The following is a 14,816-nucleotide window of genomic DNA, read 5'->3' on the forward strand; positions in this document are numbered from 1 at the left end:
GAGGAATCCGGCGTGGTGGACCGGTCGACGTCGCCGCGGTGACATGGTGGCAGCATGGGTGCGGTGATTCCTGTCGTGATCGTTGCTGGGTTTCTCGGTTCGGGGAAGACGACCCTGCTCAATTACCTGTTGCGCAACAATCGGGGAACCCGGATCGGGGTAGTGGTCAACGATTTCGGGGCGGTGAACATCGACGCGATGCTGGTGGCGGGGCAGGTCGACGCGATGGTGTCGCTCGGCAACGGGTGTGTGTGCTGCGCGGTGGACGTGTCCGAACTCGACGATCTGTTCGCGCAGCTGGCGCAGCCGCGCAGCGCGGTGGATGTGATCGTGGTGGAGGCCAGCGGACTGGCCGAGCCGCGCAACCTGATCCGGATGGTGATCGCCAACCCCAACCCGCGCATCGCCTACGGTGGCCTGGTCGAAGTGGTCGACGCCGAGCAGTTCGCCGCCACCAGCACGCAACATCCCGAGCTGGTGACGCATCTGCGGATGGCGGATCTGGTGCTGGTGAACAAGGCCGATCGAGTCGGGGCCGACGCGCTGGCCGATTTGCGCGCACAGCTGACCGACTGGGTCGGGCAGGTGCCGGTCTACGCGACGACGCACGGCCGCATCGACCCCGGTCTGCTGTTCGACGATCGGGCACCCGAGCAGCTGAAAACAGCCGAGCAACTGAGCTTCGACACATTGCTCGACGACCATGATCACGACGACCCCGACCATCGCCACCTTCACGACGACTACGTCTCGGTGGCGTTCACGAGCGAGCGCGCGTTGAATCCGCGTGCGCTGGTGGCCTTTCTGGAAGATCCGCCGTCAGGACTGTTCCGTGCCAAGGGATGTGTCGCGTTCGCGGTGGCAGGGGAGCGCCGCAAGTTCGAAGTCCACCTGGTAGGCAGGCACGTGGTCGTCACCCCTGGAAGCTGGGCGCGCGGCGAGCGCCGTGTCTCGAATCTGGTGCTGATCGGTGCCGGACTGGATACGGTCGCGGCGTTGAAACGCTTGGACGACACCGTCTTCGACGGTGATACGCCGTTGGACGAGCAGGAGATGCTCGGCGTGTGGCGGTACGCCACGCAGTAGCGTCAGCCGCAGGCGTTGACCCATTCGGAAAGCCCGTCGGCGAACAACTGCCGCTTCCAGATCGGCACCTCGTGCTTGATCCGGTCGACCAGCTCGGCGCAGACGGTGAACGCCTCGGCCCGATGCGGCGCGGCCACCGCCACCACGATCGCCAGCCCGCCGATCGTGAGCGACCCGATGCGATGCGTCGCCGCGACCGGAAGTCCGCTCGCCTGCGCCACTTCCGCGCAGATCGCGTGCAGGAAGCGCTCGGCCTGGGGATGCGCGGAGTACTCCAGCGAGGTCACCGCCTGGCCACCGTCGTGGTTGCGCACCTTGCCGGTGAACACCACCACCGCGCCGAATTCCGGTCCGTCGACCGCCTTTTCGACGGCGAGGGGATCGAGGTCGTGATCGCTGATGGTCGCCAGCCGAACCGCACCGAAGTCACTCATGGTTGCCGCCTCCGGCTACTTGCGCGAGCAGATGATCCAACAGCGGTTCCAGCACCGCCGTCCCGTCCTTCACCCCGCCGGGCGAACCGGGCAGGTTCACGACAACGGTCCCACCGGCCAGCCCGGCAACGCCGCGACTCAGTGCGGCGAGGGGGAACTTCGCGGTCCCACGCTGCCGAATGGCATCGGCGACACCGGGTAGCTCACGATCGAGCACGGCGCGGGTGGCCTCGGGTGTCGCGTCGGTGGGCGAGGCACCGGTGCCACCGGTGGTGACGACGAGCGCCGGCGCCCCGCTGAGTGCGTCGGCCAGCCCGGCGGCGATCTCGGCATCGGCGTAGACCAGTGGCCCACGCACCGAAAAACCTCGCGCGGTCAGCCAGTCGACGAGGACGGGCCCGGTGGTGTCGGTGCGGGTACCGGCCGCGGTACCGGTAGACGCGACAACCACGACCGCGGTCCGCGAAAAGATCGGGGCGTCAGGTGATTCCGTCGCAGCGCCGTCCTGGGATTCGGTGGTCGCAGGCAGCGCGGATTCGGCACCGGCGCTCGCGGCCACCTGTGCCGATCGGTCGGGCGCCGGTGTGCCGGTGTCGGATCGATCCTCGGGCCGCACCCAATGCCCGTGCTTTCCACCCTCTTTGGTGACCAGCCGAACCCCGTTCATCACGGCAGCGGGATCCACCGCCTTCACCATGTCGTGCAGGGTCAGCCCGGCCACGGCGACAGCGGTCAGCGCCTCCATCTCGACCCCGGTGGGCCCCTTGGTCTTCGCCGTCGCCTCGACTGTGATGGTGGTCTCGGTGAACCCGAACTCCACCTTCACCGACGACAACGCCAGCTGATGGCACAGCGGAATCAGCTCGGAAGTCTTTTTCGCACCGGCGATTCCGGCCAGTCGTGCCGTGGACAGCACATCGGCCTTGGGCATTCCCTCGGCCCGCACCAATGCGACCACTTCCGCGGTCGTCTGCAATTCGCCTGCGGCGACAGCGATCCGGGTGGTGTCGGCTTTCGCGCTGACGTCGACCATGCGCGCGCGACCCTCGCGGTCGACGTGGGACAACTCGCTCATAGCGATAAGATTCGCACAGCGACACCGGCGGCCAGCGAGGTGACCTCGGCGGGAACGTCGACCAGGACATCGGCCCAGGCCATCCCCGCGATGAGATGTGAGCCGGGGCCCGAGATCACTTCCACCCCGTCCTCGGTCAGCAGGCCGCGTAGGTATTGGCGACGACCGGCGGGGGAGCGAAGCGGTGTGAGCAGAGTCGTCTCGCCGCTCACGAGCTCCGGCAATCCGGCCAGCGCGCGCACGGCGGGGCGCGCGAACACGGCGTAGGACACCATCGTGCTCACCGGGTTGCCCGGGAAGCTGAGCACGGGGACCTCGTCGACCACCGTGTAGCCCTGCGGTCCGCCCGGCTGCACCGCGACCGAGCCGAAGGTCCCGCCGAGCGGGCCCAGCACATCCTTGACGACCTCGAAGTCACCCTTGGACACGCCACCGGAGGTGAAGATCAGGTCGGCGACGGCGGTCGCGGCGTGCAGTACCGAGGTGAACACCGCGGGGTCGTCGGTGCTGTGCGCGACCTCGACCACCTCGACACCGTCGGCCCGCAACGCGGCGGCCAGCGCGATGCCGTTGGAGTTGTAGATCTGGCCCGGGGCCAGCGCGGCGCCCGCGGGCTGGAGTTCGTCCCCGGTGGTGATGCAGACAGCGCGTAATCGGCTCAGGGCAGGCACCGTGGGCAGGCCGACAGCGGCCAGTGCGGCGATATGGCGGGGCGCGAGCACCGTGCCTGCCCGCGCGACGAGCTCGCCGGTGCGCACATCGGTACCGGCTTCGCGCACGAATTCGCCACGTCCGCGGCCACGTTCGACCACGATCCGCCCCTCGCCCGCCTGCACATCCTCGACCGGCACCACACAGTCGGCGCCGGGGGGCATCGGCGCACCGGTCATCACCTTCACCGCGGATCCGGCGGGCAGCGCGTCGGTGCCCGGCCTACCCGCCGCCACCACGCCGGCCACCGGCAGCGTGACCGGGGTGACGGCCACATCGGCCGCCCGCACCGCGTAGCCGTCCATCGCCGAGTTACGGAACACCGGCAGATCGATCGGCGACACCACATCGGCCGACAGCGTGCGGCCGAGCGCCTCGGGAACCGGCACCTGTTCATCCGGGCGGTCGGCGAGGCGGGCCAGCAGCGCGGCGACGGTGTCGCGGTACTCGTCGACGCTGCGCGCCGACGCGGTAGCGGGCCGGGGAGTCATGCTGCCAGCTTAATCGTCGGTGTCGGGGCCGGTCGGGGTCGCGTTGCTCACGGTGGTGGGTGGGCGGCGGTGAGCTGACGAGTTCGCGAAGAATCGGCCCGGCGCACGGAATGTGACGGGCCTTACGGGTCATACTGTAGAGATGACGCTGGTCGAGATGGGGATACCCGCCGTGCGATCGGAGCGGCCGTCCCTGGACGGCAGGCCCGAGACGCCGTACCTCGTCGACCGCTTCGGCCGGATCGCTCGCGACCTGCGCGTGTCCATCACCGAGAAGTGTTCGCTGCGCTGCACCTATTGCATGCCCGAAGAGGGCTTGCCGCCGATCCCGCGCCAGGAACTGCTCACCGCCGACGAGATCGTGCGGCTGGTGTCGCTGGCGGTGCGCGAGCTGGGTGTGCGGGAGGTGCGGTTCACCGGCGGCGAACCGCTGATGCGCCGTGAACTGGAACAGATCATCGCGGGCTGTCATGCGGCGGTGCCCGGCACCCCGCTGGCTATGACGACGAACGGCGTCGGCCTGGAACATCGCATCCATAAGCTCGCCGCGGCCGGTCTGACCAGGGTCAACGTCTCCCTCGACACCGTCGACCGGGAGGATTTCACCCGCCTCACCCGCCGCGACCGGCTGGAGTCGGTCCTCAACGGCATCCGTGCCGCGCGCGACGCGGGGATGGCGCCGGTGAAGGTCAACGCCGTGTTGATGCGCCAGAATCTGGCGGGCGCGGCCGACCTGCTCGCATGGTGCCTGGCCGAACAGTGCGAACTGCGCTTCATCGAGGAGATGCCCCTCGACGCCGACCACGAGTGGGCCCGCGATCACATGGTGACCGCCGCCGACCTGCTCGACGTCCTCGGCGAGCGCTTCACCCTGACCCCCACCGCCCGTGCCGACCCGTCCGCCCCGGCCGAGAAATGGCTGGTCGACGGTGGCCCGGCAACGGTCGGGATCATCGCCACGGTCACGCGCAAGTTCTGCGACAGCTGCGACCGCACCCGGCTCACCGCCGACGGCATGCTGCGTTCGTGCCTGTTCAGCGACCAGGAGTTCGACGTGCGCACCGCGCTGCGGGCAGGCGCCGACGACGACGAGGTCGCCGAACTGTGGCGCGGTGCCATGTGGCAGAAATGGGCCGGTCACGGTATCGACGCCGCCGGTTTCGTCCCCCCGGAACGCACGATGGGAGCCATCGGTGGTTGAGGTCCGCTATTTCGCCGCCATCGCCGACGCGGTCGGCAAGAACACCGAATCTCTCGACCTCCCCGACGGCGCCACCGTCGCCGACCTGCGCGCCACTCTCGCCGCCACCTACGGCTCCGACATCGACAGCCTCGTCGGCGTCTGTGCCTTCCTCATCGGCGACGAGCTCACCCGCGACCCGTCGGCCATGCTCCGCGACCGAGTCGACGTTCTCCCGCCTTTCGCGGGCGGCTAGCCGTGGTCCAGAGCAAGGCGCCCGACGTAGCGACCTACCTCGCCGAAGTCTCGGCGGATCGCCGCGAGGCGCTCACCAGGCTGCGCGACCTGTGCCTCCAAGAGCTGCCGGGCTTCACCGAGGTGATGTCCTACGGGATGCCCGCCTACGAACGCGACGGCACCGGCGAGGTCGCCTTCGCCGGCCAGAAGCACTACATCTCCTTCTACCTCCTGCGCTCCGACGTCCGCGCGGCGTTCGCCGACCGTCTCGCGAGCCAGGACATGGGCAAAGGATGCCTGCGCTTTCGCAAAGAACCGGACTACGAGCTGGTTCGGGACCTGCTGCGAGCCACCGCGTCCGGTGAGGGCGCCCAGATCTGCTGATCGGGTGTGGCAGGGAGCACGCCCCTAGCGCCACCAGGTGTCGAGCGGGGTCACCGGGACGGTGCGCTTGTGGCGGGTGTTGGTGAAGATCGACTCCACGCGGGCGGCCACCTCGGGGGTGACGTCCTTGCCTTCGAGGTAGTCGTCGATCTCGGCGTAGCGCAGGCCGAGTGCGTCCTCGTCGGCGAGGGCGGGGCGGTCGTCTTCGAGGTCGGCGGTGGGGACCTTGGACCAGATGCTCGAGGGGGCGCCGAGTTCTTGCAGGAGGGCCGCGCCCTGGCGCTTGGTGAGACCGGTGAGGGGAGTCAGGTCGACACCGCCGTCGCCGAACTTGGTGAAGAACCCGGTGACCGCTTCGGCCGCGTGATCGGTGCCGACCACCAGCAGGCTTTCCTGGCCCGCGAGGGCGTACTGGGCGACCATCCGCTCACGCGCCTTGATGTTGCCGCGCACGAAGTCGCGCAGGCGCTCGTGATCTAGCGCGCCCGCCACCTCGATGCCCACCGCATCGGCGCTGGGCCGGATGTTCACCACGACCGTGCGATCGGGGTCGATGAAATTCAAGGCGGTCTGCGCGTCGTGTTCGTCGGCCTGCACGCCGTAGGGCAGCCGCACCGCGAGGAATTTCGCCTCGACACCGTCGGCGCGCAACTCCTCGACGGCCAGCTGGCACAGCCGACCGGCCAGCGCACTGTCCTGGCCGCCACTGATCCCGAGGGCGAATCCCTTGGCCGGGGTGGTGGCCAGGTAGTCCTTCAGGAAGTCGACGCGCCGCCGGACCTCCTGCTTCGCCTCGATCTCGGGCAGCACACCCAATTCGGCAATGATCTGTTCACGCAGTGTCCCCATGCGGTCTCACTCTACTTGGGGGACAGGCGAAACGACCCGGCGAACGAGCCATTCCCAGTTGTCGCCGATCTGATCGCGCGTGTAGCCGAGCACTTCGACCTGGTGGATGACCAGCGCCGCCGTCAGTGTGGACAGCAGGGTGTCGGCGATCAGCGGAACCTCACCGTCGACGCCGATCGCGCGAAGCATCAGCATGACGTGCGCCTTGTGCAGGGCGTAGGGTCCGCCACCGAAACGCCCGTCCTTCTCCGCGGCCTGGTGCAGGTCGCCCTCGACCTCGATATCGAGCAGCCGGGTGCGCCCGAAGGCGATCAGCCGCTCGACCGGGCCTGCCTCGGGACCGAGCGGCGCGGGCCCGAACATGAACGCGGCCTGGAATTTCTGCTCGGAGTGATCCAGCAGGGCCAGCATGAGCCCGGTCCGGTTGCCGAACCGGCGAAAGACCGTGCCCTTGCCGACCCCCGCGCGTTTGGCGAGCGCGTCCATCGTGAGGCCGTCGACGCCGTGCTCGCGCACCAGCTGCTGGGCCGCGTCGAGCAGCAGCGCGCGATTGCGCGCGGCGTCGGCACGTTCGACGGGTTCCGCGCTGCCGGGCAGCGGCCGCCCGATCCCCAGCAGGGGCGGCTCGTCGGACTGGGGTGTGCCATAGCTCACGCCGCTCACACGTCCTCCGCGGGAAGTAATCGGACCGGGGTCCGGTTAATGTCGGATGAAACTTGGATCATTCCACTGAGTACACCAGGAGTCGCAATGAGCGAGACCCGCATCCTTACTCTCGTCGGAAGCCTGCGCGCGGGCTCCATCAATCGCCGCCTGGCCGAGGCCGCCGTACAGACCGCGCCCGCCGGTGTCGATATCGCCATCTACGAGGGTCTCGGCGAGATTCCGTTCTACAACGAAGACCTCGACGTTCCCGGTGAGGTGCCCGCGCAGGCCGAGGCGCTGCGTGCCGCCGTCGCCGCGGCCGACGCCGTCCTGCTGGTCACCCCCGAGTACAACGGCACCCTGCCCGCCGTGCTGAAGAACGCCATCGACTGGGCCTCGCGTCCGTACGGCGCCGGTGCGATCAAGGGTAAGCCGGTCGCCGTGGTGAGCGCGTCGATCAGCCCGAACGCCGCGGCGTGGGCGCACGGCGACACCGTCAAGTCCGTCGGCGTGGCGGGCGGCGTCGTCGTCGAGTCGGCGCATGCGCAGTTCGCGACCATCGGCGAGCGTTTCGCGCAGACCCATCCGGCCGAGGACGCCGAGGCGCTGACCCAGCTCGGCGCGACCGTGCACGAGTTGGTCGCCGCGGTGAACGGCACGTTGGTCACGGCGTAAGCTGGTCGTTCGGCAGGGCGTCGCATCCGTCACGGATGCGACGCCCTTTCGCTGTCCACCGAGTTTGCTGAAGACTCGCCGGTAGATGAAATCGTGATCTGAACCACTGTTTTCCCTGCTGGCCGGTGGCCCGTCCTGGGACTTACCGCGTGGGAATTACATCCGTGCGACTCGCAACACCTTGTGTTGTTCCCATCTGTCGGACACTAGGTGTAGTGTCTGTCGTACTGGAAGACGGTGTGGAGCCACCACTGATCGGGCCCAAGGGAAGGGGTTGCGAGCAGGGCTTTCTTCGCTAGATCCAGGAGTTTGCGCAGCATCACCCGTTCGTGCATTGCATACGGATCACAGGCTGTGGATCAGGCATAGGAGAGAGGGACTTCCATCATGACCATCACCGTGTACACCAAGCCCGCTTGCGTGCAGTGCAACGCCACCTACAAGGCTCTCGACAAGGTCGGCGTGGACTACGACGTCATCGACATCTCGGAGAACGACGAGGCGCGTGACTTCGTCATGGCGCTGGGCTACCTGCAGGCGCCGATCGTCGTCGCGGGTGACGATCACTGGTCGGGCTTCCGTCCCGATCGCATCAAGGCGCTCGCCGTCGCGGCTGCCTAGTTCGCACCGGTTCGCCGGTAAGGAGGCGCCATGCCCGAGCAGAGGACTCCGGGCGGGCTGGTCTACTTCTCCAGCGCTTCGGAGAACACTCATCGTTTCGTCGAGAAGCTCGGTCTCCCGGCAACTCGACTTCCGCTACACACCACCGCTGAATCGCCGCGGATCGACGAACCCTACGTGCTGATCACCCCCACCTACGGTGGTGGTCGGCACGTCATGGGCGGACAACGTCCCGACAAGGACCTCGTTCCACGGCAAGTCGCCAAGTTCCTCAACGACCCACACAACCGCGCGCTGCTGCGCGGGGTGATCGCGGCCGGCAACACGAACTTCGGCGATACCTATTGCGTTGCAGGAGACATCATCTCGCAAAAATGCGGGGTGCCGTATCTGTATCGCTTCGAACTCATGGGAACCGCTGAGGACGTCGCGCGCGTCCGAGAGGGATTGGGATTGTTTTGGCAACAGCAACCACAGCACCGGCAGGCAAGTCAGCACGCCTAGAGCAGTCGGCGGTGCGCGGCGAGGCGGGCGAGGTGCTCGACTACCACGCCCTCAACGCGATGCTGAACCTGTACGGCCCCAACGGCGAGATCCAGTTCGACAAGGATCGCGAGGCCGCGCACCAGTACTTCCTGCAGCACGTGAACCAGAACACCGTCTTCTTCCACAACCTGGACGAGAAGCTGGACTACCTGGTCAAGGAGAACTACTACGAGCCCGAGGTGCTCGACCAGTACGGTCGACCCTTCGTCAAGCAGCTGTTCCAGCAGGCCTACGCCAAGAAGTTCCGGTTCCCCACCTTCCTCGGCGCGTTCAAGTACTACACCTCGTACACGCTCAAGACCTTCGACGGTAAGCGCTACCTGGAGCGTTTCGAGGATCGCGTCTGCATGGTCGCGCTGACGCTGGCCGCCGGCGACGAGGTGCTGGCGAGCAACCTGGTCGACGAGATCATCGACGGCCGGTTCCAGCCCGCCACCCCCACCTTCCTCAACTCCGGCAAGAAGCAGCGCGGCGAGCCCGTGTCCTGCTTCCTGCTGCGTATCGAGGACAACATGGAGTCCATCGGGCGCTCCATCAACTCCGCGCTGCAGCTGTCCAAGCGCGGTGGCGGTGTCGCGCTGCTGCTCAGCAACATTCGTGAGCACGGTGCCCCGATCAAGAAGATCGAGAACCAGAGCTCGGGTGTCATCCCGATCATGAAGCTGCTGGAGGACTCCTTCTCCTACGCGAACCAGCTGGGTGCGCGTCAGGGCGCGGGCGCGGTGTACCTGCACGCGCACCACCCCGACATCTACCGTTTCCTCGACACCAAGCGCGAAAACGCGGACGAGAAGATCCGTATCAAGACGCTCTCGCTCGGTGTGGTGATCCCCGACATCACCTTCGAGCTGGCGAAGAAGAACGAGGACATGTACCTGTTCTCGCCCTATGACGTCGAGCGTATCTACGGTGTGCCGTTCGCCGATGTGAACGTCACCGAGAAGTACTACGAGATGGTCGACGACAAGCGCATCCGCAAGTCGAAGATCAAGGCGCGCGAGTTCTTCCAGACCATCGCCGAGCTGCAGTTCGAGTCGGGCTACCCCTACATCATGTTCGAGGACACGGTGAACCGGGCCAACCCGATCAAGGGCAAGATCACCCACTCGAACCTGTGCTCGGAGATCCTGCAGGTCTCCACCCCCTCGGAATTCAACGATGATCTGTCGTATTCCAAGGTGGGCAAGGACATCTCGTGCAACCTGGGTTCGCTCAACATCGCCAAGGCGATGGATTCGCCCGACTTCGGTCAGACGATCGAGACCTCGATCCGCGCGCTCACCGCCGTCTCGGATCAGACCCACATCTTCTCGGTGCCCTCGATCGAGCAGGGCAACAACGAGTCCCACGCCATCGGCCTCGGTCAGATGAACCTGCACGGATACCTGGCGCGTGAGCGGGTCCACTACGGCTCCGAAGAAGGTGTGGACTTCACCAACATCTACTTCTACACCGTGGTCTACCACGCGATTCGGGCCTCGAACCTGATCGCCAAGGAGCGCGGCTCCGCGTTCGGTGGGTTCGCCGACTCCAAGTACGCCAGCGGCGAGTACTTCGACAAGTACACCGACCAGGCATGGGAACCCAAGACCGACAAGGTGGCTCAGATGTTCGCCGACGCCGGCGTGCGCATCCCCACCCAGGACGACTGGCGTCTGCTCAAGGCCTCGGTGCAGGAATACGGCATCTACAACCAGAACCTGCAGGCCGTGCCGCCGACCGGTTCGATCTCCTACATCAACCACTCGACCAGCTCGATCCACCCGGTGGCGTCGAAGATCGAGATCCGTAAGGAAGGCAAGATCGGCCGCGTCTACTACCCGGCCCCTTACCTGGACAACGACAATCTCGAGTACTTCGCTGACGCATATGAAATCGGCTACGAAAAAATCATCGACACCTACGCCGCGGCCACGCAGCACGTGGACCAGGGCTTGTCATTAACCCTGTTCTTCAAAGACACTGCAACCACCCGCGACATCAACAAAGCCCAGATCTACGCCTGGCGCAAGGGAATCAAGACGCTCTACTACATCCGATTGCGCCAAATGGCCTTGCAAGGGACTGAAATAGAGAATTGCGTCAGCTGCATGCTGTAATTCCTCGTTAGCAAACTCGGCGCGGAGGTCAGATGGGCACGGCAACTGCTGGTGTGATCTACGGAGTTCGCCTCCGCGCCGAGTTCGACTACCGCTACGTAGGGCTGACAACAAAGTCGGAGCATGTGCGACTCCGTCAGCACTTCAAGGTCGCCAGCACTGGTCGAAAGACCCCGTTCTATGACTGGCTGCGAAAACAGGACCGCGACGAGGTGATAGCGGATGTCCTGGATTGGGTATGGGGCCTGAAGAAGCTCGGTCGGGCTGAGATCGATTGGATCGCGTACCTTCGTAAGGAAGGCCAGCCGCTACTCAACCTGGCTGATGGCGGACTCGGGCCTGATGGGGTGGTCTGGACTGCGGAAATGCGGGAGGCGGCGGATCCGGTCGACTGGTCGGCCCGGTGTGAGTCGGTACGGCGAAGAGAATCCATTTCACGGGCGCACTCACTCGGCTTCACAGCGAGAGAAATGGTCGCTCGAACGCAAAGGCACATACGAAGGCGAAGCCAATCCGAACTATGGGAAGTTCGGCCCAGAACACCCTGGATTCGGCCGTGTGATGTCGGAGCAATCGCGTCTGCGCCTTTCGGAGACGAGAACCGGCGCGGGAAACCCGAACTACGGGCGGACAGCCAGCGCCGAGACTCGAGCGAAGATGTCTGCTGTTCGGAAGGGGCGGCCAATGCCCTCTAGCAGACGTAACGCACACACTCGCTATCACACGAACAAGGCTGTGTTCAAAGAATCTTGTGCGTATTGCGTTGAGGATCTTGCGACGCGCGACGATCCCAAACCGGATGCCGATAGCTGAACCCTCGCTGCCAGCAGATGGGTCAGGCCATCCAAATTCTTTGTCGCGAGCCGATCCGGTCCCTGGTGTCAGTCGGTAGTGCTGAAGAGGTCGAAGCAGGACCAGCCGCCGCGGAACCACTGGACGGTGAGCTGCCAGGTCGATGGGTAGGTGCCGTCGGCGTAGCGCAGTCGGAGTCCGTACCGGCACTTGCCGATCGTTGTCCGGGTGAGGTGCTGGATGACCGTGCGGTGCAGGAAGGACGCGCTCAGCCAGGCGAGGAGGCCGTACAGGACGGCTGTCGGGCCGGGTGCGAGGTACCAGGCGGTGGCGCCGATCGCGGCGTGCAGCGTCATATCGATGAGGAACGCGGGGATCACGCCGGTCTCGTCGCCGCTGGAAGTGCGTCCGGTGAGGGGGAATTCGTCTGTCGAGCGCTCCCGCGTTTCGGATGTGACGAACATCGGCTCGGCGTCACGTTCGTATCCGCGCTCCCGCGTCGCGTGCCGGGACGGTGCTGCGTTGCTCATGGAGGTCAGCGTGGTCGACACCGCTTAACAAGCACCCGGTGCCGACCTTGCCGACCTGATCACCGCCGGTGTCAGCCCGCGGATCCCGATGACAGCCAGGGGAATCCGGAGGCCGAGCCGGTGCCACCGCCGGAGGGAAGATCCGCTCCCGCCGAGCCAGGGCGGTGGATGCGAACGGTGACCGGGTCGGTGCCGTCGGCTTCCACGGTGACGATGCGCGCGCCGGGCGCCGAGGTGACCCGGCCGCCGGTGACCTGCACCTCGTAGCCGTCCGGATGGAACAGATCCGAGACGTAGATCTCGGTCGGCGCCGAGGCCTGGCGAGGCCGGTACCGATACGCGAAATCGCCTGTGCTGGAGTCGAAGACCATGCCATCGGGAATTCCCGCGGTGGCTTGTGGATAGGTGCGGACCAGTTCGCGCCCGAGTTCACCGCGGAAAGGATCACCGTCGCGGGCGCTGTAATGCCAGTAGTGCCAGCCGACGAACCGTTCGTCGGCCCGGGTGGTGTTGTTGCGCAACACGGTCGGATCGCCGTCGCCGAATTCGGTGACCATGGTGGGGATGTCGGTGCGGTCGGCGAACGCGTCGATGTTCGACCAGGTCCGGTCCTGCTGCGGCGGGCACAGGGCGCGCAGCTCCTCGGGCAGGCCGAGGTAGATCGCGAGCTGGCTGGGAATGCAGTAATCGTGCGGGGAGAAAACGATGTTCGGGCTGGTGATCGGTGGATTCTTGCCCAGGTGGCTGGGCATGGTCTCGTTCCAGGTGACATTCGGTTCCCAGAACACCGGCACCGTGGCATTGCGTGCCCGCACCGCATCGGTCAGCTGTTGCAGCGCCCGTTGATATTTCACGTCGAAGTCGGGGCAGCCGTCGGGATAGCAGGTGAGAAACGCTGAGCCGGGCCACGGTTCGTTGAGCAACTCGATCCCGAGCACGCTCGCGCGCCCGGTCATCCGCTCGGCGAGCGCGCCCAGGGCCGCCCCCAGATGGTTCAGCACCCCGTAGGTGTTGTTCCACACCTCGTCCCACCCGGCATTCATGCTCGGCATCAGGTAGTACAGCGGGAATCCGGGATTCGGCTCACCGTCCGCGGGCCGGGCGCGGATCGTCCATTCGGGAAACCCGTTGCCGTTCCAGATCTTCGACAATCCGTCCTGGTGATTGTCGAGCAACGTGTAGATGCCGTGCGCGGCAAGGGTATCCACGACATTCTCGACCCGGTCTAGGTAGGCGGTATCGACAACACCCGCTGTCGGCATCAGCCCGTCGAACGAGACCCCGAGCCGGACTGTGGTGAACCCGTGCCGAGCCAGTGTCGCCGCCGCTTCGTCGGTAAGGGTGAATCCGTCACCGGGTTGCAGGTAGGGCGCGTCCTTGTCGACGGTGTTCACCCCGTGGAGCAGCACGGTGCGTCCGTACCCGTCGATCAACGCGGACCCCTGTGCCCGCAGGGGCGTCAGCGGTCTCGCGGGGTCGGCGGTCACCGGGGCGCTGCTCACAGCCAGCCCGGCTGCGAGTGCGAGCGCCGTCATCCAGCGCACCGGCCGCCTCATCGTCCTCATCATCTGCGTCCTCGATCCCCAGGTGGACGCTCGTTCAACTGAACGAATGTCCAAGTCTGTTGGCGAGAGAACATAGCCGGACCGCCATGATGTGGTCAAGGCCACAATCATGAAAGAGCCTGAATCGCTTCGTGTTCGATGCCCGATCTGCCTGGCCGCCGCTATCGACGAGCTGCTGGCCGCGGGCTGGGCTATCGCAGATCCGCTGTCGGAGCACGCCGGCAGTGAACGGGGGTAACCCTCGGCCTGTGGCCGGTGCGGGGTGTGGGTGTTCGTCACAGTCGTGGTGTGAGCGAGGTGGTGACCGGACCAAGTCTTGTCGAACGATCGCTCGGTGAGGTTGCGAGCCTTGTTAACGTGGCCGCGTTTTGCGATGCACGGTGAGAGGGAACGGATGAAGCGCGCGCTCATGGCGGTAGTGACCGGGGGATTGGCGTTGGCGACGCTCGTCGGATGCTCGAGCGCGGAGCCCGAGGCCGCGCAACCGAAGGCATTGTTCGAGCCGTGCACCGGAGTCACCGCGGACGCACTACAGAAGGCCGGTGTCGACCCCGCGACGAAGGTGGCGGCAGGTGCGGTGTCCGCCGGTTGGCAGACCTGCGAATGGACCGGCGCCACCGCCTACCTGAGGGTGTTCTCGACCTCGCGAACTCTCGCGGAGTTCGAGAAGGAAGCAGGTCCGACACCTTTCACCGACTACACGGTCGCGGGCCGCGCCGGCCGTCGCCTCGGCGACACCCCTACCTCCTGCGACATCCTCTTCGCCGCGTCCCAAGGCGTCATCCGCATGGTCGTGGTGAACAACCCCACCCAGCAGACCGCCGATGCCTGCGCCACCCTGCGCCACATGGGCGATTCGATCATTCCGACCTTCCCGACCTGAGCCGAGTCCGACT

At 66.1% G+C, this 14,816-nt stretch carries 16 protein-coding genes; 9 read left to right on the forward strand and 7 right to left on the reverse strand.

Going from position 1 to position 14,816, the window contains the following annotated elements:
• Positions 1-54: 54 nt before the first annotated feature.
• Positions 55-1,086 carry a CobW family GTP-binding protein gene (locus ACWFRF_RS17000; protein WP_452450797.1) on the forward strand — a complete coding sequence of 344 codons (1,032 nt, stop codon included), beginning with the start codon at positions 55-57 and terminating at the stop codon, positions 1,084-1,086.
• A 2-nt stretch (positions 1,087-1,088) separates the two neighbouring features.
• On the opposite strand, the gene ACWFRF_RS17005 is transcribed toward ACWFRF_RS17000, so the two are convergent.
• The 3 genes from ACWFRF_RS17005 to ACWFRF_RS17015 are packed head-to-tail and all read right to left on the reverse strand — an operon-like array spanning position 1,089 to position 3,797.
• On the reverse strand, positions 1,089-1,520 hold the full coding sequence (locus ACWFRF_RS17005; protein WP_378991482.1) for a molybdenum cofactor biosynthesis protein MoaE: 432 nt from the start codon (positions 1,518-1,520) through the stop codon (positions 1,089-1,091).
• Positions 1,513-2,595, reverse strand: coding sequence for a bifunctional molybdenum cofactor biosynthesis protein MoaC/MoaB (moaCB, locus tag ACWFRF_RS17010; protein ID WP_452450799.1), 1,083 nt, complete (start codon positions 2,593-2,595; stop codon positions 1,513-1,515). The genes ACWFRF_RS17005 and moaCB overlap by 8 nt, the downstream gene beginning before the upstream one ends.
• Positions 2,592-3,797 (reverse strand): molybdopterin molybdotransferase MoeA, encoded by a 1,206-nt coding sequence (locus ACWFRF_RS17015; protein ID WP_452450800.1) that lies wholly within the window; start codon positions 3,795-3,797, stop codon positions 2,592-2,594. Before ACWFRF_RS17015 ends, moaCB begins: the two co-directional genes overlap by 4 nt.
• A 142-nt stretch (positions 3,798-3,939) precedes the next feature.
• Between ACWFRF_RS17015 and moaA the strand changes: the two genes are divergently transcribed.
• The 3 genes from moaA to ACWFRF_RS17030 are packed head-to-tail and all read left to right on the forward strand — an operon-like array spanning position 3,940 to position 5,598.
• Complete coding sequence (gene moaA, locus ACWFRF_RS17020; RefSeq protein ID WP_452450802.1) at positions 3,940-4,998, forward strand: GTP 3',8-cyclase MoaA; 1,059 nt, start codon at positions 3,940-3,942, stop codon at positions 4,996-4,998.
• Complete coding sequence (locus ACWFRF_RS17025; protein ID WP_056812377.1) at positions 4,991-5,233, forward strand: MoaD/ThiS family protein; 243 nt, start codon at positions 4,991-4,993, stop codon at positions 5,231-5,233. The genes moaA and ACWFRF_RS17025 overlap by 8 nt, the downstream gene beginning before the upstream one ends.
• 2 nt (positions 5,234-5,235) lie before the next feature.
• The gene (locus ACWFRF_RS17030; RefSeq protein ID WP_452450804.1) at positions 5,236-5,598 is read left to right on the forward strand and encodes an iron chaperone; all 363 of its coding nucleotides are present in this window, start codon (positions 5,236-5,238) and stop codon (positions 5,596-5,598) included.
• 24 nt (positions 5,599-5,622) lie between these two features.
• Here the strand turns inward: ACWFRF_RS17030 and nadE are convergent, their stop codons facing one another.
• The gene (gene nadE, locus ACWFRF_RS17035) at positions 5,623-6,447 is read right to left on the reverse strand and encodes an ammonia-dependent NAD(+) synthetase (protein WP_378633155.1); all 825 of its coding nucleotides are present in this window, start codon (positions 6,445-6,447) and stop codon (positions 5,623-5,625) included.
• A 6-nt stretch (positions 6,448-6,453) separates the two neighbouring features.
• Entirely contained in the window at positions 6,454-7,101 is a 648-nt protein-coding gene (locus tag ACWFRF_RS17040) for a TetR/AcrR family transcriptional regulator (RefSeq protein WP_452450993.1), read from the reverse strand.
• Between the two features lie 96 nt (positions 7,102-7,197).
• Here ACWFRF_RS17040 and ACWFRF_RS17045 point away from each other — a divergent pair, with 96 nt between their 5' ends.
• The 4 genes from ACWFRF_RS17045 (at position 7,198) to nrdE (ending at position 11,033) form a co-directional block, all read left to right on the forward strand.
• Entirely contained in the window at positions 7,198-7,767 is a 570-nt protein-coding gene (locus ACWFRF_RS17045) for an NAD(P)H-dependent oxidoreductase (RefSeq protein WP_378991493.1), read from the forward strand.
• A 387-nt stretch (positions 7,768-8,154) separates the two neighbouring features.
• Complete coding sequence (gene nrdH / locus ACWFRF_RS17050) at positions 8,155-8,388, forward strand: glutaredoxin-like protein NrdH (protein ID WP_358063548.1); 234 nt, start codon at positions 8,155-8,157, stop codon at positions 8,386-8,388.
• Positions 8,389-8,418: 30 nt separating this feature from the next.
• A complete protein-coding gene (gene nrdI / locus ACWFRF_RS17055) occupies positions 8,419-8,892 on the forward strand; it encodes a class Ib ribonucleoside-diphosphate reductase assembly flavoprotein NrdI (protein ID WP_379318540.1) in 474 nt (157 codons plus the stop codon).
• A gap of 11 nt (positions 8,893-8,903) precedes the next feature.
• Positions 8,904-11,033: a class 1b ribonucleoside-diphosphate reductase subunit alpha gene (nrdE, locus tag ACWFRF_RS17060; RefSeq protein ID WP_452450994.1), complete on the forward strand. Its 2,130-nt coding sequence runs from the start codon at positions 8,904-8,906 to the stop codon at positions 11,031-11,033.
• A gap of 881 nt (positions 11,034-11,914) precedes the next feature.
• Here the strand turns inward: nrdE and ACWFRF_RS17065 are convergent.
• Both ACWFRF_RS17065 and ACWFRF_RS17070 read right to left on the reverse strand, forming a co-directional pair.
• Positions 11,915-12,355: an RDD family protein gene (locus ACWFRF_RS17065; RefSeq protein ID WP_378991496.1), complete on the reverse strand. Its 441-nt coding sequence runs from the start codon at positions 12,353-12,355 to the stop codon at positions 11,915-11,917.
• A gap of 71 nt (positions 12,356-12,426) precedes the next feature.
• Complete coding sequence (locus ACWFRF_RS17070) at positions 12,427-13,911, reverse strand: endoglycoceramidase I (RefSeq protein ID WP_452450808.1); 1,485 nt, start codon at positions 13,909-13,911, stop codon at positions 12,427-12,429.
• A gap of 403 nt (positions 13,912-14,314) precedes the next feature.
• Between ACWFRF_RS17070 and ACWFRF_RS17075 the strand changes: the two genes are divergently transcribed.
• A complete protein-coding gene (locus ACWFRF_RS17075; RefSeq protein ID WP_452450810.1) occupies positions 14,315-14,803 on the forward strand; it encodes a DUF3558 family protein in 489 nt (162 codons plus the stop codon).
• Positions 14,804-14,816: the final 13 nt, after the last annotated feature.

The sequence above is a fragment of the Nocardia sp. NPDC055165 genome, from assembly GCF_053606985.1.

What these genes read in the sequence shown, in the direction of transcription:
- ACWFRF_RS17000 (WP_452450797.1), top strand. Translation starts at nt 55, where the DNA reads ATGGGTGCGGTGATTCCTGTCGTGATCGTTGCTGGGTTTCTCGGTTCG.
- ACWFRF_RS17005 (WP_378991482.1), bottom strand. Translation starts at nt 1,520, where the DNA reads ATGAGTGACTTCGGTGCGGTTCGGCTGGCGACCATCAGCGATCACGAC.
- moaCB (WP_452450799.1), bottom strand. Translation starts at nt 2,595, where the DNA reads ATGAGCGAGTTGTCCCACGTCGACCGCGAGGGTCGCGCGCGCATGGTC.
- ACWFRF_RS17015 (WP_452450800.1), bottom strand. Translation starts at nt 3,797, where the DNA reads ATGACTCCCCGGCCCGCTACCGCGTCGGCGCGCAGCGTCGACGAGTAC.
- moaA (WP_452450802.1), top strand. Translation starts at nt 3,940, where the DNA reads ATGACGCTGGTCGAGATGGGGATACCCGCCGTGCGATCGGAGCGGCCG.
- nadE (WP_378633155.1), bottom strand. Translation starts at nt 6,447, where the DNA reads ATGGGGACACTGCGTGAACAGATCATTGCCGAATTGGGTGTGCTGCCC.
- ACWFRF_RS17045 (WP_378991493.1), top strand. Translation starts at nt 7,198, where the DNA reads ATGAGCGAGACCCGCATCCTTACTCTCGTCGGAAGCCTGCGCGCGGGC.
- nrdH (WP_358063548.1), top strand. Translation starts at nt 8,155, where the DNA reads ATGACCATCACCGTGTACACCAAGCCCGCTTGCGTGCAGTGCAACGCC.
- nrdI (WP_379318540.1), top strand. Translation starts at nt 8,419, where the DNA reads ATGCCCGAGCAGAGGACTCCGGGCGGGCTGGTCTACTTCTCCAGCGCT.
- ACWFRF_RS17065 (WP_378991496.1), bottom strand. Translation starts at nt 12,355, where the DNA reads ATGAGCAACGCAGCACCGTCCCGGCACGCGACGCGGGAGCGCGGATAC.
- ACWFRF_RS17070 (WP_452450808.1), bottom strand. Translation starts at nt 13,911, where the DNA reads ATGAGGCGGCCGGTGCGCTGGATGACGGCGCTCGCACTCGCAGCCGGG.
- ACWFRF_RS17075 (WP_452450810.1), top strand. Translation starts at nt 14,315, where the DNA reads ATGAAGCGCGCGCTCATGGCGGTAGTGACCGGGGGATTGGCGTTGGCG.